The organism is Pseudobacteroides cellulosolvens ATCC 35603 = DSM 2933 (genome assembly GCF_001262605.1).
GTDB lineage: Bacteria > Bacillota > Clostridia > Acetivibrionales > DSM-2933 > Pseudobacteroides > Pseudobacteroides cellulosolvens.
The window spans coordinates 3414619-3437915 of sequence record NZ_LGTC01000001.1 but is presented as its reverse complement, the minus strand read 5'-3'; the positions used below and the strand labels follow the sequence as shown (position 1 = coordinate 3437915).

20 protein-coding genes, 1 tRNA gene, 1 pseudogene and 1 other annotated feature are annotated in these 23297 nt (G+C 34.3%); of the genes and pseudogenes, 11 read left to right on the top strand and 11 right to left on the bottom strand.

Going from position 1 to position 23297, the window contains the following annotated elements; genetic code table 11:
- The first annotated feature begins 42 nt into the window (after positions 1 to 42).
- From Bccel_RS32105 to pstA, 6 genes are all read left to right on the top strand, one after another.
- Positions 43 to 171, top strand: a complete 129-nt coding sequence (locus Bccel_RS32105) for a hypothetical protein (RefSeq protein WP_276326224.1) — start codon at positions 43 to 45, stop codon at positions 169 to 171.
- On the top strand, positions 156 to 311 hold the full coding sequence (locus tag Bccel_RS32575; protein ID WP_420848047.1) for a dockerin type I domain-containing protein: 156 nt from the start codon (positions 156 to 158) through the stop codon (positions 309 to 311). The genes Bccel_RS32105 and Bccel_RS32575 overlap by 16 nt, the downstream gene beginning before the upstream one ends.
- 2 nt (positions 312 to 313) lie before the next feature.
- Positions 314 to 1561 carry an S-layer homology domain-containing protein gene (locus tag Bccel_RS14045; RefSeq protein ID WP_036944741.1) on the top strand — a complete coding sequence of 416 codons (1248 nt, stop codon included), beginning with the start codon at positions 314 to 316 and terminating at the stop codon, positions 1559 to 1561.
- 127 nt (positions 1562 to 1688) lie between these two features.
- Positions 1689 to 2915, top strand: coding sequence for a stalk domain-containing protein (locus Bccel_RS14040; protein WP_036944742.1), 1227 nt, complete (start codon positions 1689 to 1691; stop codon positions 2913 to 2915).
- Positions 2916 to 2930: 15 nt separating this feature from the next.
- Complete coding sequence (pstC, locus tag Bccel_RS14035; RefSeq protein ID WP_036944743.1) at positions 2931 to 3983, top strand: phosphate ABC transporter permease subunit PstC; 1053 nt, start codon at positions 2931 to 2933, stop codon at positions 3981 to 3983.
- Entirely contained in the window at positions 3976 to 4908 is a 933-nt protein-coding gene (gene pstA, locus Bccel_RS14030; RefSeq protein WP_050753466.1) for a phosphate ABC transporter permease PstA, read from the top strand. The genes pstC and pstA overlap by 8 nt, the downstream gene beginning before the upstream one ends.
- Before the next feature lie 168 nt (positions 4909 to 5076).
- On the opposite strand, the gene Bccel_RS29670 is transcribed toward pstA, so the two are convergent.
- From Bccel_RS29670 to Bccel_RS14020, 3 genes are all read right to left on the bottom strand, one after another.
- Positions 5077 to 5277, bottom strand: coding sequence for a transposase (locus Bccel_RS29670; RefSeq protein WP_276326168.1), 201 nt, complete (start codon positions 5275 to 5277; stop codon positions 5077 to 5079).
- A gap of 341 nt (positions 5278 to 5618) precedes the next feature.
- Positions 5619 to 5780: a sequence feature (23S ribosomal RNA rRNA prediction is too short), on the top strand.
- 176 nt (positions 5781 to 5956) lie between these two features.
- Complete coding sequence (locus tag Bccel_RS14025; protein ID WP_036945445.1) at positions 5957 to 10057, bottom strand: fibronectin type III domain-containing protein; 4101 nt, start codon at positions 10055 to 10057, stop codon at positions 5957 to 5959.
- Positions 10058 to 10776: 719 nt separating this feature from the next.
- Positions 10777 to 11397 (bottom strand): recombinase family protein, encoded by a 621-nt coding sequence (locus Bccel_RS14020; RefSeq protein ID WP_338053608.1) that lies wholly within the window; start codon positions 11395 to 11397, stop codon positions 10777 to 10779.
- Positions 11398 to 11553: 156 nt separating this feature from the next.
- Here Bccel_RS14020 and Bccel_RS14015 point away from each other — a divergent pair, with 156 nt between their 5' ends.
- Complete coding sequence (locus Bccel_RS14015; protein WP_036945444.1) at positions 11554 to 14526, top strand: Tn3 family transposase; 2973 nt, start codon at positions 11554 to 11556, stop codon at positions 14524 to 14526.
- Positions 14527 to 14816: 290 nt separating this feature from the next.
- Here the strand turns inward: Bccel_RS14015 and Bccel_RS30740 are convergent, their stop codons facing one another.
- On the bottom strand, positions 14817 to 14984 hold the full coding sequence (locus Bccel_RS30740) for a hypothetical protein (protein ID WP_162838932.1): 168 nt from the start codon (positions 14982 to 14984) through the stop codon (positions 14817 to 14819).
- A gap of 118 nt (positions 14985 to 15102) precedes the next feature.
- On the opposite strand from Bccel_RS30740, the gene Bccel_RS28915 reads away from it, so the two are divergent.
- The 4 genes and pseudogenes from Bccel_RS28915 (at position 15103) to Bccel_RS13995 (ending at position 18120) form a co-directional block, all read left to right on the top strand.
- Complete coding sequence (locus Bccel_RS28915) at positions 15103 to 15264, top strand: MBL fold metallo-hydrolase RNA specificity domain-containing protein (protein ID WP_081927240.1); 162 nt, start codon at positions 15103 to 15105, stop codon at positions 15262 to 15264.
- A gap of 423 nt (positions 15265 to 15687) precedes the next feature.
- Positions 15688 to 17646: an alpha-amylase family glycosyl hydrolase gene (locus tag Bccel_RS14005; RefSeq protein ID WP_036945443.1), complete on the top strand. Its 1959-nt coding sequence runs from the start codon at positions 15688 to 15690 to the stop codon at positions 17644 to 17646.
- A gap of 48 nt (positions 17647 to 17694) precedes the next feature.
- A pseudogene (locus Bccel_RS14000) lies at positions 17695 to 17976 on the top strand (hypothetical protein); the annotation flags it as partial.
- Between the two features lie 68 nt (positions 17977 to 18044).
- Positions 18045 to 18120 (top strand) — tRNA-Met (locus Bccel_RS13995).
- A gap of 222 nt (positions 18121 to 18342) precedes the next feature.
- Here Bccel_RS13995 and Bccel_RS13990 read toward each other — a convergent pair.
- The 7 genes from Bccel_RS13990 to Bccel_RS13960 all read right to left on the bottom strand — a co-directional run bounded on the left by Bccel_RS13990 (position 18343) and on the right by Bccel_RS13960 (position 22973).
- Entirely contained in the window at positions 18343 to 18555 is a 213-nt protein-coding gene (locus Bccel_RS13990; protein WP_036945441.1) for a hypothetical protein, read from the bottom strand.
- Between the two features lie 185 nt (positions 18556 to 18740).
- On the bottom strand, positions 18741 to 18941 hold the full coding sequence (locus Bccel_RS13985; RefSeq protein ID WP_036945440.1) for a cold-shock protein: 201 nt from the start codon (positions 18939 to 18941) through the stop codon (positions 18741 to 18743).
- Between the two features lie 382 nt (positions 18942 to 19323).
- Entirely contained in the window at positions 19324 to 19518 is a 195-nt protein-coding gene (locus Bccel_RS13980) for a staygreen family protein (RefSeq protein ID WP_242853204.1), read from the bottom strand.
- Between the two features lie 99 nt (positions 19519 to 19617).
- Positions 19618 to 20718: a U32 family peptidase gene (locus tag Bccel_RS13975; RefSeq protein WP_050753465.1), complete on the bottom strand. Its 1101-nt coding sequence runs from the start codon at positions 20716 to 20718 to the stop codon at positions 19618 to 19620.
- Between the two features lie 361 nt (positions 20719 to 21079).
- The gene (locus Bccel_RS13970) at positions 21080 to 21463 is read right to left on the bottom strand and encodes a tyrosine-type recombinase/integrase (protein ID WP_036945439.1); all 384 of its coding nucleotides are present in this window, start codon (positions 21461 to 21463) and stop codon (positions 21080 to 21082) included.
- A 936-nt stretch (positions 21464 to 22399) separates the two neighbouring features.
- The gene (locus tag Bccel_RS13965) at positions 22400 to 22714 is read right to left on the bottom strand and encodes a type II toxin-antitoxin system RelE/ParE family toxin (RefSeq protein ID WP_036945437.1); all 315 of its coding nucleotides are present in this window, start codon (positions 22712 to 22714) and stop codon (positions 22400 to 22402) included.
- Complete coding sequence (locus Bccel_RS13960) at positions 22707 to 22973, bottom strand: type II toxin-antitoxin system Phd/YefM family antitoxin (RefSeq protein ID WP_036945436.1); 267 nt, start codon at positions 22971 to 22973, stop codon at positions 22707 to 22709. The genes Bccel_RS13965 and Bccel_RS13960 overlap by 8 nt, the downstream gene beginning before the upstream one ends.
- Positions 22974 to 23297 lie beyond the last annotated feature (324 nt).

Below are 23297 nucleotides of genomic sequence, written 5' to 3'. Positions count from 1 at the left end.
AAAGGCATTAATGTTTGTAAAGCTGATGTATGGTTGAATATTTTGTTGACAAAATCTGATGGATTTATTTCGATATCAGACTCAATACCTGATTTTATTTTTGGTGATATTTCTGGAGACGGTCATTTTGATGCAGGCGATTACTATCTTTTAAAATCTTATTTATTGTAAAAGGCAACAGAATTTCCGTATATATATTGAAAAAGGCAGCTGATGTAAGCGGTGATGGATTTATAAACTCTTCTGATTATATACTCATGAGATCGAAAATATTGAAGATTATTCCTAAGTTTCCTGTAGAAAGGGGTTAATTATGCTGGATAGTAAAAAAATAAAAAAGGCTTGTCTTATAGCATTTGTTTTTATTTACATTAGTGTTATTACGGCGTTTTCACAAGGTCAGGCTATATTAAAAGTAAATTCTGGCACTGGGGGTCAAGGAGAAAAAGTTAAAATAACATTAATACTTGATGAACCTGAAAATATATCCGGTTTGCAGTTTTCTTTAAAGTATGACAAGAAAAAGCTTTATGTAAAAGAAGAAGATATTTCGATAGGCACTTTTCTAAAGAGTTGGCTTCATGGCACAAATATACTAAATAGTGATGGAGAAATTAAATTTGCATTCGCTAGCAGTAATGGGATAAAAGATGCAAAATCTATTGAGATATGTTCTGTAAATTTTTCCATTTTATCTGATGCTGAAGATGGTAAGACAAATATTATATTAGAATCAGTTATTGGAGGGGATGGCACAAATAAAATAGATATTCATTCTCTAAAAGGTGAAATAGATATTTTTAAAAAATCAGATAATACTAAACTAACACCAATTACCCCAAAGCCAATATATCAATCGTCAACAACCCAGACACCAGCACTACAAACACCAGCACCCCAAACAAGTACATCCCTAAATCCAACAGCACAAAATCAAACTCCACAATCTAATTTATCTATATCAGATACACCTCCATTCACAAAAGTTGATAGTGACAAACAAAAGCCTGCAAGTACATCATTTAAAGATATAAATGGGCATTGGGCACAGGATTTTATTGAAGATTTGTTTAAAAGGGGAATACTATTAGGTAGTTTAGATGGAAGAGTAAGACCTGATGATTATATTTCTAGAGCTGAAGCTATTGTTTTGTTAGTGAAATCTCAAAAATTAGAAGCAGCTAAGGAATGCACTCTCAAGTTTAAAGATCAGCTCAGTCTACCAGATTGGGCTGTGGGGTTTATTCAGACTGCATTTGATAGGGCATTAATTAACGGATATAGTGACAATACCATAAGAGCAGGTAATAAGCTAACCAGATCTGAAATGGCTGTAATAGTAATGAAAGCATTCAAATTTCCTCAAGAAAATAAATCAAAGTTGAATTACAAAGACTTAAGATCTATTCCATTATGGGCAAAGGATTATATTGAATCTGCTTATAATTTAGGAATTATTACCGGGTATAGTGATAATACTTTTAAGCCGGACAATTATATAACAAGAGGAGAAGTAATAAAAATTATTTCGATGTGTTTGAATAGATCAAATTTAGACTAACCAATTTTTATTTAATAAAGATATCTTAACATTAATTTTATACATACTTAATATTTTGTGTATAAAATTTAGCGGAAAGGCAAATTAGTTTAAAAAGGTTTAACGCTTGATTTGGGGGAGGATAGATATGACAAAGGAAAAAGGATTAACTCTGTTACTCATCATTTCTTATATTGTATTAATAATTTCTGCATTTAACTTTGCAGATCTTGATAATAAAGGTGGTTCATTGAATCTCTTTATTGATGGGGAAAAGGTAGCTGATGATAAATCTCCCATAATAAATGATGGCACAATTTACCTTCCAGCTAAAACCATATGTGAATACCTTGGTGCAGATTATGAGTTTAACGAGGAAGAATATAAAGTAAGCATACATATGGCAGACAGGACGGTTGAATTAGCAATGGATATGCCATATGCAGATATAAATGGAAAAGTTGTTGAGCTAACAAAAGGACCAATCAATATTGATGGAGTTGTTATGCTTCCTAGCGATATGGTAAAGGTTTCTTTTGATGCTGAAGTTATAAGTTATGACAGTAATAAAAGTGTAAATATTAAATATTTTTCACTGATGTCAGGAACACTCAGAATGGGTGGTGCATCAGCATTTATTAACATATCCCAAAGAGCAATTGATAAACTAAAAAAACTTAGTCCTAAATTTGATGCCAGAGTTTTTGGAGGAGGGTCATCAGCTGGTATAACTGCATGTCTTGATGGCCAGTTTGATATAGCAAACATCACAAGGGAACTATCGGCAGATGAAATATACTATAATGCGGATATCAAAAGTTACAGAGTCGCTAAAGAAGGAATTGCGGTAATTATAAATAATCAAAATAAAATTAATGACCTTAACAGGGATCAGATTTGCAAATTGTTTGAAGGAAAGTACTTAAGCTGGAGAGCCGCAATGGGTGATGATAATCCTGTTTATGTAAATGTTCAGGAAGCAGGCACTGGTACATCTAATACATTTTATGATATAGGAATATTAAAGGTTGATGAATTTGGTGAATATGCAAGAACAGCTATGCCTAATTCATCAAATGGATTAGTCCGACAAGCCGTGGCATCAGAACCTTTGGCTGTCGGCTTTGTAACATTTCCGTTTTTGAATGAAACAGTAAAGGCAGTGTCAATAGAAGGAGTAAGACCTGATAAGGATAGTGTTATAAAAAAGAAATGGCCTTTAGTTAATAAACTGAATCTGGTGACTAACGGAGATGCAAAAGGTTTAAAAGCAAAATATATAAACTTTTTGAGAAGTAAAGCAGGGAGAAAGATAATTGAAGAAGAGGGTTTTATTAATCTTGATTACTATTACAAGGATGAAATTGAATCATAAAGGAGTGGAATGCATTTGCAACAGGAATACTTGGTGAGTGAGAAAAATATTATATCTGGTGATGAGCTTGCTAACAATGAGGAAATACAACAAAATAGAAAGTGGAAAAAAATCAGGGAATTTATAATTGAAAAGACTTTTTTATTGATTGCAGTATTAAGTGGTATCATTATTTTAATAATATTTGTCTTTATTGGAATAAAATCTGTTAAAGTATTTAGTGAAAACGGTATTGGGTTTTTAACCAATCTTGGATTTGATCAGCAAATTTGGAAGGCTGCAAGAGCTTCTGCCGACGAGCCCATTAAGACATTCGGTGTCTTTGGTTTAATAATAGGAACATTATACACATCTATTGGAGCACTTCTTATAAGTGCCCCTGTAGGAATACTTACAGCAGTTGTCATAACTGAGCTTGCACCAGTCTGGCTTAGAAGACCATTTCAAATTATAATTAGGTATCTTGCATCTGTACCCTCAGTTATATATGGCTTGATAGGTATTCTTGTAATAGTTCCATTTATTAAGCAGTTTATTACTATTGAAATGCAAGCTCAATACATAGGTTATTTTCAAATGACTGGAAGATCTTTATTAGCAGGTGTTATTGTTCTTAGTTTTATGATTTTGCCAATTATAACAGCACTTACGATAGATGCTTTAAAAGCAGTTCCCAAAAGATATAGGGAAGCAGCATATTCACTTGGCTTTTCACCATGGCGAACAATTATAAAAGTTTTAATTCCGTCAGCAAAATCAGGGATATTCGCAGGTATAATTCTTGCAATTGGAGCAGCTACAGGTGAGGCTATAGCCGTTTCCATGGTTATTGGAGGTATAGGAATAGTACCTGACCCTACCCAATGTATAAGTCCAGTTCACAGCTTATTCACACCCGTCCTTACTTTGGCTTCAGCAATAGTAAATAAGTCGGAAACATTGACCGGTGAATATACATCATCAGCATTATTTGCATGTGGAGTTTTGCTGCTGGTTACATGTACGATCTTAAGTATTTTGTCAAAAGCTGTTGATTATATAGTAAAGAGGAGGGTTGGAATTGAATAAGAGAATTATGCGAGATTATTTAGGCTATTTAATATCCTGGTTGGCAATGAGTTTTACTGTGTGTATATGTCTAGGAATAATTATATATTTAATAATAAATGGAATATCCCAGCTGTCACCGGATTTTATTCTAAAAGCACCTGCTCCAACTTCAAATGAAAAAATGAGTGGAGGCATAAGTTCACCTATACTTGGCAGCTTGATTCTTACTCTGATAGGCTTAGTAGTTGCATTTCCATGGTCATTGATCACAGCAATGTATTTAAACGAGTATGCAGCAAAGAATAAACTGGCTTCAGTTTTAAGAATGGGAATCGAAGTGCTTTCAGGAGTTCCTACAATAATCATAGCGATTTTTGCGTTAGCAGTATTTACAAATCCTCAATTTGCTTTTTTAAGCGAAATGGTTCCTGGCTCTGACAAGGCTTTGGGAAGATCATTTCTTGTTTCAGGAATAACTATGGCAATAATGGTATTGCCTTACATGATAAAAACTTGTGAAGAAGCACTAAAAAATGTACCAGTTAATTACAGAGAAGCCTCATTAGCTTTGGGAGCATCAAAGCTTCAAACTGTTTTAAAAGTTGTACTTCCAGCCTCAAAAGACGGTCTTATTACTGCTGTGACTCTAGGTATCGGAAGGATAATTGGAGATACAGCTATAGTCTGGCTTACACTCGGAGATACAATGAAAATGGGAAACAGCTCTGGAGAATGGTGGATGCCTTCAAATATTATAAATACATTAAAGGGTACTGGATCTACATTAACATCATTTATTTTTTATGCTTCTCCTGCAGGTGAGGGAAATCAGACCGAAAAAGCTTTTGGAGCAGCATTAGTTCTAATAATAATTATTATAATTATTAATTTACTTACAGATTTTATTGGTGTATTTAAAAGAAGAATGAATGATCAACAGTAGTCTATCTTAAATCACATATGTTCCATAAATATTACATGTTATTTAATCAAATAATTATTATATGAATTATAATAGTAAAAAACGGCAATATGAGTCATATGAAAAGCAGGTTGACATAACGCTAAGAATAATAAGAGAATTCTTATTATTCTTGTACTTTTACTTGACTTAGTACCGATTTTCAACGACTAAATTGACCTTTCCTATCTCTCGGAACTCAATATCCATTTCGCCTACATTGCTTATTAAAGGTTTTTGGCGAATTCCATTTCTGTAGTTTGGTTCATTATCTTCTGTCCGTTGATGCTTTCGTCCAAAATGATCTTCTATTTCAGCTTGCAACATGTTTTCAAGTGTTTCTTTAACAATTTCTTAATTAATCCGTTATCTTCAAACAAATCCTGATGTTTGATGGGGGTTCATTTATATGGAAGTCGGCACCAAATTTGATATTCTTTTAAGCCCCCCACCGTAAGCTTGTTTTTATATCATAAAAATGTTGCCTGCTAACGCCACACGCTTCGCTGTGATTTTGTAAGTATTCTGCCAACTCTAATAGGCTCATCTTATTCTTAACTATCCTGTCTTGTACTCTCCTTTTTACATTTGATTGTGCCAGGAGAGGTATTTCCCATACCTTATTCATACACTGTCAAGTTAATTCTCTAAGTCTTGTGCTAATTCTTTATTTGAGTATCCTTTCTGTTTTTTAGCTTTAGGGCTAGCCTCAAGGGAGTCTAACGGAGGTAAAGCACTGAATGGGCTAGGGGCCTTACCGGGTTACCGAACCCTATCAAACTCTAATGCCGTATAGATGCTCGTTGGGAGTCAGACAGCGTGAGATAAGTTTCGTTGTCAAAGGGAAACAGCCCAGACCATCAGCTAAGGTCCCAAAATCACAGTTAAGTGGAAAAGGATGTGGGTTTGCTAAGACAACTAGGATGTTGGCTTAGTAGCAGCCACATTGCCGGTTTATTTATAGAAAAATCCTACTATGTCTTAGTCAATAGTAGGATTTTTCTATAGTAATCAAAAACTTCTAAGCATTTTATTCCAAAGTTATTGATCCCACGTCTGCTTTAAGTATTGTTACTACATCGTTTACATTTACGCCGTCCATTCCTATTATATCAGCAGCTATCAATGCCTGGTCATCAAGTGTAGTTTTTCCTGTAATGTATTGGAGAGTTTTAAGTCCATCTACATAAGTAACTTTATTATCCTTATTGACATCACCAATTCTTATTACAACATTTCTGCCATTATCACCTGCGACAGACAATCCCATGTCCTCTGCATTAGCTGGAGTTACTTCTACTTTTATTGCTTTACCAATCATGTTTTTTGTTACTTTCAATGATTTATCAACAGCACCTTCTATTGGATTATATTCACCATTTGCTACATCTTTAATCAACCATCTGAATTTAGTGCCAGACTCTGTTCTGTTATTGCCATCTGTATATTTGTAGCTTGCTGTCAATGTTTGTCCTACAACACATTCACCGGTAAATTTTACATCAGATGCAACAGGAAGCACTGTAGGAACAATTGTTATTGTACCATCCTCTGTATATATTGGCCCAATCTCTTGGAAATCCAAATTACATGCTTCTGCAGAAGCAACCTTCAAAGATATGTTCATTGGTAATGTTGAAACATCTATATCTGATCTAGCCTTAAAAGTAATAGTTGCAATATCAATGCTGGAATTAGTTATACCATCACTATTAATTCCATTAAATAATATCTCTCCAGGTATATTTGTATTTACATTTGCTAAACTAAACTCTTGAGCTAATGTTACATTATTTACAGTAAGGTTTGCAGCATCATAGGTAAGCTTAATTTTTAAGCCTCCTACTTTATCCATTTGATTCATTTTAACTTTTATTGTTACATTCTTATTTGGATTAGTTGTTGCTGAGCCTGCGGTTACTTTAACATCTTTTGTTAATGTGAAACTATCATAAAGGAAAGTATCTTTTACAATTGTATTAGTATCTCTATTAAATCCTGTCATATAAGTTTCATATTTCATACTGTTCTTTGACACAGTTACTGCTGTAAATGTAGGCATTCTTATAAAATTAGGGTCTACACCTTCTTGATTATCATCAGTCATTGGTCCAAGTGGGTTGAGAACACTACCTACAGGTGCAGCTGAATTTAAATCTAGGAACTCATAATTTGGAGCAACTGGGTCACCAGGCTTTATCCAATTGTTATTTGTCAGCATTGAATAAAATTTTAATGTACTACCACAGTTTCCAACATAATAAAGAGGTGCATTATCAGGCTGCTTTGCTGTATATTTTCTGTCTTCTACTTTTGTTGTAACTGGTGCCTTTGTTCCATCTGCTTTAACAAAACCACGGCTCAGTATGTGGTCATGACCTTGTAATACAGCATCAACATTTAATTGTGCAAAAATTGGTGCCCAATATTTTCTGTTATCTATTACGTCAGCATCATCCATATGGTCTCCACCGGAGTAAAGTGACTTGTGGTAACCAACAATTGTCCAAAGGTTATTCTTTTTAGCATAAGCTACTTCATTCTTTAAAAATTCAGTCTGTGCAGAACGTAAAGCAGTATTACTCATTGAGTATGCATTTTCGAGATTAATCATTATAAAACGTGCAGCACCATATGTAAATGCATAGGACACTGGTACACCATTAACCTTGCTTCCCCATGTATAGTGGCTGCTCATTCCACCTATTCCGCCATTTGAAGCATCATGATTTCCCATTACAGCAGCAAGTGGAATTTCTGAAATCAAGCTGCCACCGAATGTTTGGTTATACTGAGCATTACCAGGCTGGTTAAAGAAGGATTCCCATTGGCCTTCATTAGCCGCAGTATCGGTAAGGTCTCCTGCAATGTATATAAATTTCGCATTTGGATACTTATTCTTTATTATATCTAGGTTTGCATTCCATCCTTTTGAGTTATTGCCTGATACCTGAGAGTCTGACATATATATGTATGTATATGTGTCTTGATTATCCTGTGCTGTCTTGAAACTTTTTATTTCACTCATCATACCTGTTGTTCCGCATCTATATTGATACTCTGTATTTGCCTTCAATCCTGTTAATGTTGTTGAATAAAAGTTTTTACTTGTTACAGCCTGATTGTTTTTATCTTTTAAAGTAGATGATGAAACAGTTCTTTTTTCAATTTTAGCAGTATAAGCACCTGCTCCAGTTTCACCATAAGTTTTTTCCCAAACACTGACCTTTGCATCTGTTAAGGTAGTATCAACTGTTGTCCAGTTTATACTCATGCTTGTCTGTGGATCAGTTGTCATACCTAACCCTATTTGGGAAGGCATTTTATCATTATTATTTGGTATTGGTGTTGGCGTGTTCGTTGGTGTGTTTGTTGATGTAGATGTTGATACAGGTGCTTCCTCAACTCCGAAAGGCTGTGTGAAACTTATTCCACCTGCACCTTTAAGCTGTGCACGTACATAAGTACCTACCTTGGCTTCATAATTATTCAAGTCTATTGTATTACCAGTTGCAATAATTGTTCCATTTGAAATCCATTCTATTGTATCATAATTTTTGCCAGATATTGATATGCTGTCATCCTGCTGATTAACAGATATATTAGTAATTATAGGTGCAGGACCGCTTGCCACAAAATTTGAACCTAACTCTCTGTATGATACCAGTGCTACTGCATAAAAAGTACCATTTTCCATGGAACTTCTTACATTTGCCAAAGTATTTTCAGGCAACAACATCATGTTGTAGCTATATCCAGTTGCAGCCAGGGAATGCGTATCATCATTTGAAAATCCCCATACAGGACGGTTAGGCATAGTTTGGCTCAATATATTGTCCCACAAAATTCTGTCACTTGCAGAATCACCATCTTTTTTGTTGATAATTTCCATACCTACACATGATGAATATTTATTGAAAAGGTTAACATATTTTGAAACAGTTGCAGGGTTGTTGGATGCTGCTTCTCCTGCTGCTCCAGTCTGTCCTGCTCCTCCGGTATATCTTCCAGGATGATTGATATGGGATATACCACCTAATTCTTGACACTTTGCAATACTGATTTCAAGTGTAGCACCTGTTTCATTGTTAAATGGTGCAAAAAAGGAGTTCAAATGATCAGATATTGACTGCTCGTCTGAATTTGGCAAAGCTGTCATTCCACGGTTTCCTCTGTCTGATCCTGTTTTTATCTGGTTAAGTCTATCAGTTGTAAGATAAGTTTTTCCAGTCCTGTCAGTTCTATCCCAAGTTGTGCTTAAAAAATTATGATCTGTCATCGCTAAAATGTCAAATCCTTTTTTATAATGCTCCTCAATCATATCAGCTGGCTGATTTGCTCCATCACTTTCAACTGAATGTGCATGAAAATCTGCCTTATATTGACCAAATGTATTCCAGTCTATCAATGAATATGGATTCTTTATATTGAAATCTTTTGAAGCAACAGTTGGAGTGCTGTTTAATATCTGAGTAGATGTAGAAGTCACTGTGGAAGTAGGAGTAGCTACAGCATCCATACTTCCTTTAATATACATTTCAAACCACAAATCTGAGCTCTGACCATCATCCTGGTGAACTTCTGCAGCTATTGTGTTCACACCTTCTTTTAAAGCTTCCACTGGAAGTTTAAATGTTTCTTCTTTCTTCGAAAATTTGGCACCTGTATTATACTGTACATCAATACCATCAGCAATTCCTCTTCTGAATGCTTCAGTTCCGTTGATATATACAACAGCACCATCATCTACGTGGATATATACATCCAAGCTATTGTAATTGCTAAGCCCGTTTACTTCAAACTGTTTTCTGAAATATGTTGTCATATACTTATTGCTTGGATCACCATAATTAATAGTAGTGGCAAGTGGAAGTGTAGGATCTGTTTCTGAGTAGTCATCACCGAATCCTAATGGAGCTTTACCAGTCTTCCAGCTTGAATCGTCAAAGTTAACTGCACGAAAAGTTGCTCCTAAATCCACACCATTGTCAAGATATTTCCATTCTGCATCTTTTGCTACAAAAACATTAGTGCTTGCAGTATTTTCTGCTAACGAAATCTGTGGTAATAGCACTGATACTTGCATTGTTACAACAAACAATGCAATGGCTCTTTTAATAAAATTCCTCATGTCTTAGCCTCCCTAATCTTTTAGATAATTTCAATTTTGGTCTAAGGTATTTTCCAAGTATTAAACAATCATAAATATAAATTATCAAGTTTAAGTTTATATAAACCTCAGGTTAAGTTGTCGTAAAATGAGGTGTAAAAATCTAATTCTATATTTTAACATTAGTCAAATGGAGGATCATGGAACAAGACCAAGACATATAAAAACATTAAGAGATTATTTTAAACAAAGCCATTTGATAAATCAGCTAGGCATATTGTTTCAACGGCTATGCGAGACGCAGTCAAAACCAAAGAGGAACTTGCTGACCTTATAAAAGTTGCTATTGAAGAATTAACAAGAAACTACTATGAACTTCCTTCATATAATACATATCTGCCACATATACTCCTCGAGATTGGGGAGTGTTGGACTTTGTTTATCAAACTCGTCAGTCTCAAGTAAGCCTTATATGTGGTTCGTGTTCCTCAGACCAAGACTTTGCCTAGGGCTTCTTTCAGATTTCATCTCACGATGGACACCCTTGCCTTCGGCTAGTGTTTCACACTACCATGTTAACAGCAGACGTTCACCGCCAAGTTATCGTCCATGCTGAGCATACTAATAATAAGATATATAATCCGATAGTGGAATTATATGTATTATGGCTGTAAAACGAATCATTGCCATACCCTTGCCATACCCCAATATCAGTCAATCTCAGGAACAATGTCATAAATTTACTTAAAATTACTTTCATACACAGCAATATATCTATAAAGAGTTGCTCTGCTTACACCTATCAATTTCGCGAACTCTGTAGCCTTTATTTCTTTCGACTTCCATCTTTTATAATACTTTTCAAAATCTTTTGGTATAGTTCTTTCCGGCCTGCCAATAGCAATGCCACTTTTAGTTCCGAATTTTTTCGCCTTTTCAATTCCTTCTCTTACTCTTTCAACAATGATTTCTCTTTCCATCTCTGCAACAGCTCCAAGGATGGTAAGTAAAAATTTATACATATTTCCATCAGTATTGAAACCTTCCTTTATAAAATGAACAGTGATACCTTTTTCTTTGAAATATTCAGTGATCTTACGAAGATCATCAACGTTTCTGCCAAGCCTACTAATACTCTCAACGTATATATTGTCACCCTTTATAGATTCGACCATAAGTTTATTTAACTGTGGTCTATCTGAGTTTTTTCCAGTAGCTTTATCAATATACTTCTTATCTATCTTATAATTATCAAGGCATAATTCCTGCCTCCGCTCATCTTGTCTAATGGTAGAAACTCTTTCATAAGATATATTCATAAATTCAAACCTTTCTTTCAGAGTATCAATAATATTATACAATAAAATGTCTCAAAAAAGTATTAAACATGATGATACACAATTATAACAAAAATTTAACGTAAATAAGCTATTTTTGCTTTAAAAAAATATGTATCATAAAACTATAGTTTTTTGAGCAGTTAATATTTACAAATTTTTGATTGGAGGAATGTCAGTTTGAAAAGAAATTGGGAATTAGAGGAATTAATAGATCATTTTACTTTTTTACCTAATGAACTTACTCTTATAAGGAATAAAACTGGAAACACTCGTATTGGATTTGCTGTAATGTTTAAGTTTTTCCAGTATGAAGCAAGGTTTCCATATTCAAAAAATGAAATACCAAAAGCAGTAATAAAATATATATCCAAACAAACTCAAATTGAAGATCATATATTTGACAATTATGATATTAGCAGCAGAATGTTCTTTAACCACAAGGCACAAATAAGAGAATACTTTGGATTTAGAGAATCAACAAATGATGATGCCCAAAATATAACAGATTGGCTAAGCAAACAAGTTTTTTATCATGAAGCAGATACTGAAAACCTTAAAGAAGAAGCATACAAGAAGTTCAGATCATTACAAATAGAACCGCCTTCTGTAGAACGAATTGACAGAATAATTAAGTCCGCTATTTATGCATATGAAAATCAATTGTTTCAGGAAACTTATCAAAAAATGTCAAAAGAAACTATCTCCAAAATGGAAAACCTTATTAATGATCTTGCCATTTATGATGAAACAGAAGTTGATTATACTTCTGATGCAGACTCAATGTCATTCAGTGAGTTAAGAGCTGATCCTGGACGTATTGGTCTTGAAAGCATATTCCGTGAAATAACAAAATTAAGAACTATTCGTCAATTAGGTCTTCCTGATAACCTTTTTAATAACATTCCTCAGAAGATTGTTAAGCGGTATAAACTTAGAGCAGTATCAGAAAAACTTCCAGAGCTTCGACGACATCCAGAACATGTTCGTTATACTATACTTTCGGCATTCTTTTGGCTTAGAAGCAGAGAAATTACGGATAATCTCATAGAGCTTCTTATTCAAATAATACATAGAATAGGTGTAAGAGCCGAAAGAAAAGTAGATAAAGAATTACTAAACGATTTCAGACGTGTAAACGGAAAGACAAATTTATTATTCCAGATGGCAGATGCTGCTTTGAATAATCCTGATGGTATAGTTAGAAATGTTTTATATCCAGTAGTAAATGAAAATAAATTAAAAGCACTGGTAAAAGAATTTAAAAATACCGGTTCAAAGTATCGTCAAAAAGTTCACACTGTTATGAGGGCTTCATATGGAACACATTATAGACGAATGGTTCCTCAAATATTAAATATTCTTGAGTTTTGCTCTAATAATGATGTTCACCGTCCAGTAATAAATGCTTTAGAATTAATAAAAAAATATACAGGAATTGCATCACATTTCTTTACTGAAATTGAAGATATCCCAATCGATGGTGTTATTAGACCAAAGGTAAAAGAAATGGTTTTGGAAAAGGATGATAACGGGCAAGAGCGTATCAACCGTATTAATTATGAAATAATAACATTGCAAGCACTTAGAGATAAACTACGTTGTAAAGAAATTTGGGTTATAGGTGCTAATCGTTTTAGAAATCCTGATGAAGACTTACCAACTGACTTTGAAGAACGGAGAGAAGAAAACTACAAAGCCTTAAAGCAGCCTTTGGATTCAGAAGAATTCATCAATAATATCCGTCAATCAATGTATGAAGGACTTTCAAAATTAGATGCATGTATGCCTAATAATGATAAAGTAAAATTTACTGAAAGAGGTGGTAGGAGCTGGATTAGCATTACACCATATGATCCACAGCCCGAACCAACAAATATATCAAAACTTAAAGCTGAAATAATGAGGCATTGGCCAATGACAAACCTCCTTGATGTACTTAAGGAAGCAGATTTAAGATTAAATTTCACTGATCATTTTAAAACACTTGCAACTTATGAACGTTTAGACCGTTCAGTAATTCAAAAGAGATTAATTCTTTCTTTATTTGGATTAGGTACAAATACAGGATTAAAGCGTGTCTCTGCGGGTAATCATGGTGAATCATTTCAGGATTTACTTTATATAAGAAGAAAATTTATAAATAAGGACAATCTTAGAAATGCTATTTCAGCCGTAGTTAATGCAATACTTACCTCCAGAGTCAAAGATATTTGGGGTGAAGGTACTACAACATGTGCCTCTGATTCAAAGCAAGTTGGAGCATGGGATCAAAATATACTGACAGAATGGCATGCTCGTTACCGTGGGAGAGGTATAATGATATACTGGCATGTCGAAAAAAATTCAGTTTGCATATACTCTCAATTAAAGACCTGCTCATCATCAGAAGTTTCAGCAATGATAGAAGGACTATTAAAGCACTGTACTGATGTGGAAATTGAGAAGAATTTTGTAGATACCCATGGACAAAGTGAAGTTGCATTTGCTTTCTGCCATCTTTTAGGGTTTAATTTAATGCCTCGTTTAAAAAATATTGGAAAGGCAAAATTATATAGACCTGATGCTGGCATAATAAATATGTTTCCTAATTTACAACCAGTGTTAACAAGAAATGCTAATTGGGAACTTATCCGGCAGCAGTACGATCAAATGGTTAAATATGCCACTGCCTTACGTTTAGGAACAGCTGAAACAGAAGCAATAATGAAACGATTTCAAAGAAATAATGAAATTAAACATCCTACTTATCTTGCATTTATGGAACTGGGTAAAGCCATAAAGACCATTTTTCTTTGTGAGTATCTGAGGTCAGAGGAATTAAGAATTGAAATTCACCAAGGACTAAATGTTGTTGAAAACTGGAATTCAGCCAATGGTTTCATCTTTTATGGAAAGGGAGGAGAAATATCAACTAATCGCTATGAAGACCAAGAAATTGCTGTTTTAACATTACACTTATTGCAAAATTGCCTTGTCTACGTCAATACGTTGATGATTCAAAAAATTCTTTCACAAAGTAAATGGCTTGAAATCATGACTCCAGAAGATTTTAGAGCATTAACACCACTTATTTATACTCATATAAACCCTTATGGGAATTTTGATCTGAATATGAATGAAAGAATACCAATAGATATTTTTGCTAGTTAGGGGCTAAAAGTTATTTTTGGGAGTATCACTTAGAATGCAAAGAATAATTAACATATATTACCAAATACATTTCAGTACAGAGCACGGATGCTCCCACTACCCCTAGATATAAATAAAAAATTGGCATTTCCTATTTATGCTTAGGTATTCCTAGACTGCTAAAAGCATTAAGGTGAACTATCTTGAAATGTATTTAACGAAAAGTGATATGTTAAGATAGAATTAAACTTTCCTATGCGTTATAAAAAAGAGCCTTACGGCTCAATTTTCTACGCACTTCTTTATATATCTCAGAAAAAAGGTTTGATTTTTATTAATCCAAACTGCTCTGCATACTTATTATATAGAATTAAATCGGTTCTTCCGGTTCTTTCTGCAATAGGCTTCATACGAATCAGAAAATTTTTTTTCGCATCATCGGAGAGCTTTTCAAAATCATACCAAGAATTTTCATTCAAATTATTCACCTCATCTACATAGTAACACATAAAAATATGATTGTCAGATTTATTTTCCTTATTATTGGCATACACTGGAAGTAATATCTGAAGAATTGGCTGATATTCAACTGGTCACATGTGCCAGAAAGAGCTTAAGTTGATGCATCAACTTGTCAAACCTAAGTACTTCATGCCTGTCCATGGTGAATACAGGAACTTGAAACAGCATACTAAACTTGCAGTAGTTAGGTATGACACAGAAGAATACTTTGATTATGGAAATCGGACAGTTGCTTGAGATTAATTCCAGATAGGCCGGAATTAATGGGAGTGTTGAATCGGGCAAGATTCTTGTGTATGGACTTGGCATTGGCGATGTAGATAACATTATACTAAGGAATATGAGGATCTTTCAGAGGATGGACTGATTAATATTTCCGCTTTCTTTCTGTACAGTTACAACAATATTTCCGAGTCAGATGTTATATCTATAGGCTTCGTGTATGTCGGGGGAGCGGAAGGATTCATGGAGAAACTCATATAGCAGGTATCCTTTTGCATGTGAAATAATATATGCCCTCCTATCAATTAGTATATTAAAATTTTGTGATAACATATTAAAATATCCCACCAGACCACGCAGTACCAAGTACCAAACCATACCAAAAATTCAGCCCTGAGCAGAAAAATGTTATAATATAACTGAGGGGGTTAGTATATTATGAATCAAGACTATCGCATTTTACAAATTGACCCATATCTGAGTCCTTTTGCGGGTGATATAGAATTACGCATGAATTGTTATAAAAAAGCCAGACGCAAACTAGTTGAAGACGACAAAATGCTTTCGTCTTTTGTCAATGGTCATCTTTATTTTGGTTTTCATGAGAAAGACAATGGCTGGGTATACAGAGAATGGGCTCCAAATGCTCAAGACATTTACCTCATTGGTGATTTTAACAACTGGAATGACCAAGTTCACAAGTTGAAAAGGTTGGACAACGGAGTCTGGGAGCTACTTGTTGAGGGAGAACTTCCACATGGTTCAAGGGTCAAACTGAAAATCAAAGCCAACAACCATATATATGACCGTATACCGCTATATTGTAAGCGAATAGTGCAAAACTCTGAGTCAAATCAATTTGACGGAATGATATGGAACCCACCTGTTCCTTTTAACTGGAATGACAAGGGATTTGTACCACAGCAGCCTTTATATATTTACGAATGCCACATAGGTATGTCTGGTGAAAAAGAAAGTGTATCTTCATTCTTAGAGTTTGCAGACAACGTGCTGCCCCGCATTAAAAAGCAAGGCTACACAGCAATCCAAATTATGGCGATCATGGAGCATCCCTATTATGGCTCCTTTGGATATCAGGTATCCAATTTCTTTGCAGTATCTTCTCGCTTTGGAACACCAGAAGACTTTAAGGCTCTTGTAGATAAAGCTCATAGTGTGGGAATTGCGGTCATTATGGATTTAGTACACTCTCATACCGTAAAAAATACGGTTGAGGGATTAGCTGAATTTGACGGAACGGATTATCAATTTTGTCATCATGGAAATAAAGGTGATCATCCTGATTGGCACACACGCTTATTCAACTATGGAAAGCTAGAAGTCCAACATTTTCTACTGTCCAATATTAAATATTGGTTAACTGAATATCACTTAGATGGCTTTCGTTTTGACGGTGTGACTTCTATGATGTATCATCATCACGGAAGGGGAACCGCTTTTGACAACTACAAAAAATATTTTTCTATGGATACCGACCTTGAATCGATTACATACCTTCAGTTGGCCACCGAGCTTGCAAAAGAAGTAAATCCAAACTCCATACTTATAGCGGAGGACATGAGTGGGATGCCAGGTATGTGCCTACCAATTACTGATGGAGGTATCGGCTTTGATTACCGTCTTGGCATGGGTTTGCCTGATTTGTTAATCAAGATGATGAGAACCAAAGACGAGAATTGGCATATGGGGGAATTCTGGCATGAGCTGACCAATCGTCGGCCACAGGAAAAAGTAATTGGCTACACTGAATCACACGACCAAGCACTCGTAGGTGACAAAACCTTGATGTTCTGGTTGGCAGACCAGGACATGTACTGGAATATGAATAAGGACGGCAAAAACGAAAGAATTGATAGGGCCATTACCTTGCACAAAATATTACGCTTCATTACCTGTGCTGTTGGAGGCGATGGATATCTCAACTTTATGGGTAATGAATTTGGACATCCTGAATGGATTGACTTTCCTCGCGAAGGCAACGGTTGGAGTTATAAATACGCAAGACGTCAATGGAGTTTAGTAGATAATCCAAATCTAAAATATGAGTATCTTTATAACTTTGATGCAGCTATGCTAAGCTTTTTAACTAGTAACGACTTGTATAAAGAACCAGCTCGTCTTCTATTGGTACATGAATCCAATAAAGTTTTAGCATTTATCAAAGGGAATTATACATTCATTTTCAATTTTCATCCAAGCAATAGCTATGTACATATGTTGGGCGATACTTCCGCATTTAAGCTGGTATTTCATAGTGCTAGGCAGTGTTTTGGAGGTTTTGTGGATGAAGTGTTAAACACGGGGTTACTTTGTAAGGATGGTGTTGTTATAGACCGTAGAACAGCAGTTGTGCTTAAATACACTCCATCAAAATAAAAAACTGCAAAAGAAACAAAGGATCAAAAGTACTATCTAACTATATAGAAGGAAAATGGAAATGTTATTACCGGACCAGATATGATATCCAGAGGCTTTGTATATGTCAGGGAAGCGGAAGAATTTATTGAGGAAATCAAACATCTAGCAAGGGATGCACTGGAAAAGTGCCAGGGAAAAAGCTGGTCAACTATGAAAAGTACGGTAAAGGATGCGTTGAGAGACTATCTATACCAGAAAATAAAAAGAAAACCTATGATATTGCCTATTATTATGGATATTTTAAATAGTCTCCAGCATGATGTTGAAGTATTGCCGGGCAGGGAGTAAATAGTATGCTGAAATTTACATTTACATTTATCAGAAAGTGTGTTATGCTACAGTGACACATTAGATATCGCGGGGTGGAGCAGTTGGTAGCTCGTCGGGCTCATAACCCGAAGGTCGTTGGTTCAAGTCCAGCCCCCGCAACCATAAAAAATGAAGGCTTAAAAGATTTTTAATCTTATGGGGCCTTCATTTTTTATGGTAAATCAACTGCATTTACTTTTACTGCCAAGCAATAAATACTAAAGGTTGTTGTAGCAAGGTGTCATTATTCTGCTAGATTGTTTGTCCAATTGCTTATTTGGCCTTGTTTCAAATTGTAGTAAGACACAATCCATTAATCTGGGGGCATTCTCTCTGTGTATGAAATCAGAGTAAGGTTACAGCTTCTTTATCTTTAAATAATGTAACTTTTCCCAGGATTAAATCGGATAGTGAGAGACTGTCTTTATAATATAGGAATTGAATAGTTAGAAAATCAGCATTTCCTGATACATATTTGCCTTGCCGCTCACGAATTTTTCTGCTTGGCTTATCAAAAACGGTTACTACATCTTCGGGTTTTATTTCACTTAATTTCATCTCAATACCTCCTATGTTATAGTTTTTCCGCACATCAAAGTTTGGTTAGGGAAGCACCTCCAGCACGGCTCTCAAAATTTGTTAATCGCCAAATCAATCCATTCCCTGCGTATCACACGAATTCTCATTTGACACATAAAATTTAAAAAGCTACCCCAAAAGAGATAGCTTTATTCAACGGAAATTTAAGCGATATAAACATTAGTTGCTTGCAGACCACGTTGACCTTTTTCTATATCAAAGTTCACTCTTTGTCCTTCATCCAAGCTTTTGTAGCCACTTGACTGGATTGAAGAAAAATGAACGAATACATCATCTCCACCATCCACGGTAATAAACCCAAATCCTTTTTCTGTGTTAAACCATTTTACTGTACCATTATTCATATTAGTACCTCCATCAATTATATTATATTTCGTTGCAAAAACAAAAACACATATTCTGGCAAATGACCTTAAATCATTTACAAAAATATGTGCAAATAATTATCACTTTTAAATACTTCCTTAGTTTAGCATATGTTTAATGATTTGTCAATTAACCTTGTTATAAAATGTTTTAATCCACACTAAATAAGGTTGAAAATCCTGATAAAACTGTAGATTTGAAACCTACACAATGCGAATGTGGGTGCTGTCTATCAAGTGTTGATGGAGTTACCCGTACCAGACAGGTAATTGAACTGCCTACTCCCCTAAAAAAATAATCAACATATTATGATTTACAATTTAAAATATTATTTATATCTACTATTTTACTGTATCAAAGTTAGAATAATTTTACAACTGGGTAGGCAGTAAAAAATCTTCCATCCCCATACCTGATAGCTTCCAAAGCTAAGAGCAACTCACGCCTGAAAACCGTATTACGCATAGCAGATACTGCTGGACCAAACTGCCCATCTACATAAACATATGCATATAAAAATGGAAATCCGTTATTCGTTCTCCATTCTGAAAGCACCTGATCTCCTTTAAGAATAATATTCTAATCTATATTATGTTAAGTTGTATGACGTGGTAAATATTAGATATGAATGCAATGATAGAAGCAAGACCTCAATTATTCTTTGCTTAATTCAGCTATAAACATATCCATTGTAACTCCTTTCATCAAGTTCATCATGCCGAGGAGGGCAATATCTGTTTTACTGATACTTTTTTCTGCAAAGCTTTTACAGTAACCACATTCACTACATACCTTTGTGCAAAAGCAAGGATCATCAACGAATTTTTCAAAAAAGCCATCAAGTTTAGAGTTATCAATTTTACAATCTGCTATTGCTAGTGGTTTGCTGTTTGAGAATAGCTCTAAAAGACTAATCAAATCCCCATCAAAATTCTCCTCAATATAATGAGTTACTGCTTTTGCAGGATCTCCTGAATATACATTTGTTCTGCCTTGGAGCTTAAAATAATTAATACCTATATCATTGTAATAATGAATATCTTCCGGACGTATCCAATTCAATTTCATGTAGTTTTCTACCCCAACATGCATATGCTGGCATCTCGAGCTGAAGTATTTACATTCATCCCTGTTTGTATGAGAATGAGAAAAGCTGTTATAATGAAACATCTTAAAAGGACAATCGTTAACACAAAAGGAATTTATTATAATTTCAATGTCCCCACTATAAACTTTCTTTATACTTTTAAGAGTATTAAACTCTCTATAAATATCTTCATCAATAACAATGCGTTTTATACCTAGCTCTTCATAAAATTTAGCTTTTTGAGGGCTATTAATCTGGCAAACAGTTGAAGCCTTGATCTTAAGGTTTGGTGCTGTGTGTTTTACTATTTCCATAAGGGATGGAAGAGATATCGTCACCCAGCCTACTCCTATACCTTCAAGCATTTCAAAAAAATCCTTAACTTTTTTATAGCCTGCCTTTGTAAGCTCTTCATTAGACATACATGTTGCATTTATTACATAGTTGAATTCTATGCCCTTCTCACTGCAATATCTTACATATCCTTCAAGCTTATGTATATCCACAACTGGAAGTCCCCTTGGAGATCTACATGAACCAAAAACCGTATCCGGTGCAAGCTGACCAAAGGTTTCAATTATTTTTGAATGCTCGTATTTGTTGTTTATTTCATAGTATTTATCAATAGTTTCATTTTTAAAATCAGACGGCATACAGAAATATTTCATTACAAAATTCCCCCATTCTGAAAATTTTCTTGTTATAAAGAAATAAGTAGAGTAATTTCTATAATTCGATAAATAGATATTTTTTATTTATATAATATGTAGGAGAAATCAATATGATGCAACAAGCTTTTGATAGGAATGAGTGCTATGTTTACTGCCCCTAATATATATCAAAACTCCTATAACGCTAACATGCCAATACATACTTCATATAATATGTACACGTGTCCCTGTTTTGCCAATACCCCAATCATCATAAAAGCCCCCGCAATTTTCTCTCAAATTTTGGCGTGCGTTTTCCTGCCAAATTTAGCAGGCCGTCCCTTGTCGGTGAAGATAGCCAGACGGAAGTATAATTATCCTATTTTGCAGGTTGTGGCAATTGTGTTTGAATAATTGTGTCTGTGAGCATGTTTGTTTTAAAATGCCCAACTACCGGTATAATATGATTTTTAATTGTACTTTCCAGCCTGTCAAAAGACATAGCCTTAAGCTCATTCACTTTGACATTATATAACCAATTGGTTATATAGGTTCTGAACTCGGGCATATCTTCATCAGTGTATCCTGCTTTTGTAAGTTCTCGAAAATCAGCAAGTTTGTCTGCTAACTCTTTTCGAGTTTTTCCATAAAAAGCTTTCACCTTCGGTTTGCCATCTTCCTTAATCCCTAACTGAATCATTGCTGTCCAAGTACCGTTTGCTCTTTGTGAAATGTTTCCTTCTCCTGCTGACCTTCTGTTCATAAAAAAACACGATCCTTTTAATTAAGTTAAAAAGAAGCAACCCAAGAACTTGATCCAGATGAGGGAAAAGAAAACCGGTATGAATATAACTTTGATCTAGAAGCTCCTGAACCATTCACCAAGTGTTACTCTTGCATACATAGGGATTGCTTGTCGTTCTATTTGCAGTACATGACAGTTACCCTTCCATAAAGCCTGGTTAGAAAAGGGCAAATTGAAGAAATTGAAGAAATTCAAAATGCCTTTTCAGAAGTTTAGTTCATAAGTAAGATTATGAGTATTGCTCCATAAGATTTTTTGTTTGGCAAGCTCAACAGGCTAAAGTGCATATTAAAGAAACGCCGGATTAAGAAATATGATAAATGAATTGTAATTGCACATGGAAAAACATAGAAATACTTTATAGCTGCAATGAAATAACCTTCAAAGGTTGGAAAAGTATACGATAAAACTTTTACTTGATTCCTGGACAAGAGAAAATAGTTCGAAATATGCAAATAAATACATTCAAGTAGTTATAAGTATTTTAGGTTCACCAAATGCAAACACTTTAAAACCCAAATGTTTCTCTTATATATATAGGGATTGGAATACTTAACACTAGGTTAGACTTATATTCACTTAAGGTTAATGTCATAGTATATTTGGTGAACTCAGTTCACCAAATATACAGTTGAAGATAAATTTTAAAAAATATATTTTTAAAATTCCTATATATGATAAGATCGCAACAAATTTGTTTTGCAACAGCAAACAGTTATGAAATGCATGAAAATGGTGCTTTATTTCCTGGGTATGATTTTTTTGAAAACTTTGAATTTATATCTAAATTATTACCGATATCAAGTGCTTTCAAGAACAGTTTGATTGTATCGTTGACTTCTACATTACTTACGGCATATTTGGGCGGCCTTACTGCAAGATATTATTAATATTCTATATCAGATTTAGCCAATCCCTTTTACCATATAGTATTCTGATAATAGTAACTATTTTATCTTGTTCTGTAACAGTATAAAATATAATATAATTGTCAATTAATATTTTTCTTATTCCTTGAAGAGCAAGCCTTTCATCAGTAACTAAATTGTTTCTTAGAGGCATCTCTTCCAAACTAAAAATCGCCTGCCCAATTCCATCAACAATTTTCTTTGCAATTTTAGGCTCTAAAAGCTCTTTTGCAATATAGTTTCCTATATCAAATAAATCATTTTCAGCTGATTCAGTAATTTCAATCTCAAATTTACTCATTTTTCAAGCCTTTCTGAATATCAGCTAATGCATCATGAAATGATCTTACTTTTTTCTTTTTCATTTCATCTATACCTTCATCAAGTAACTTATATAATTCATACTTGCCCACAAGACGTTCATATGTTTCAATGCTCATTACTGCTAAGTCACCTTGTCCATTTTTCGTAATGTAAACAGGTTCATTATATTTATGACAAAACTTAGATATTTCATTATAGTTGTTTCTTAAATCAGAACTTGGTCTTATTGATGGCATAAATTGCACCTCCACAATCATTATATGCATATTATATCAAAATAATGATATGCAATCAATTCTAATCTGTCAGGATTAAAATGTTATGATTAGGTAAAAGCTCAAGAATCAAAGCTTGTGCCTGTTGGAGTTTCATATTGTTTTCACATTACCTTTACTTTTCGTATAAAAGAAATCAAGTGTTTCTTTTAACTCTTGCTCGCTCGTGCAGTTTTGTCTAATGTACATAGTTTTACTATGGCTCACAACCCTTATTTAAGGGAATTAGATTTCACTTCGTTTTAAATCTGTAATCAGTTTGTCTGGTACCCATCGCCATGTAAA

Excerpts from the sequence above, each read along its gene's own strand:
- Bccel_RS14045 (WP_036944741.1), top strand. The coding sequence starts at position 314 with ATGCTGGATAGTAAAAAAATAAAAAAGGCTTGTCTTATAGCATTTGTT.
- Bccel_RS14040 (WP_036944742.1), top strand. The coding sequence starts at position 1,689 with ATGACAAAGGAAAAAGGATTAACTCTGTTACTCATCATTTCTTATATT.
- Bccel_RS14025 (WP_036945445.1), bottom strand. The coding sequence starts at position 10,057 with ATGAGGAATTTTATTAAAAGAGCCATTGCATTGTTTGTTGTAACAATG.
- Bccel_RS28915 (WP_081927240.1), top strand. The coding sequence starts at position 15,103 with ATGTGCCAGAAAGAGCTTAAGTTGATGCATCAACTTGTCAAACCTAAG.
- Bccel_RS14005 (WP_036945443.1), top strand. The coding sequence starts at position 15,688 with ATGAATCAAGACTATCGCATTTTACAAATTGACCCATATCTGAGTCCT.
- Bccel_RS13990 (WP_036945441.1), bottom strand. The coding sequence starts at position 18,555 with ATGAAATTAAGTGAAATAAAACCCGAAGATGTAGTAACCGTTTTTGAT.
- Bccel_RS13985 (WP_036945440.1), bottom strand. The coding sequence starts at position 18,941 with ATGAATAATGGTACAGTAAAATGGTTTAACACAGAAAAAGGATTTGGG.
- Bccel_RS13975 (WP_050753465.1), bottom strand. The coding sequence starts at position 20,718 with ATGAAATATTTCTGTATGCCGTCTGATTTTAAAAATGAAACTATTGAT.
- Bccel_RS13970 (WP_036945439.1), bottom strand. The coding sequence starts at position 21,463 with ATGAACAGAAGGTCAGCAGGAGAAGGAAACATTTCACAAAGAGCAAAC.
- Bccel_RS13965 (WP_036945437.1), bottom strand. The coding sequence starts at position 22,714 with ATGAGTAAATTTGAGATTGAAATTACTGAATCAGCTGAAAATGATTTA.
- Bccel_RS13960 (WP_036945436.1), bottom strand. The coding sequence starts at position 22,973 with ATGCCATCAATAAGACCAAGTTCTGATTTAAGAAACAACTATAATGAA.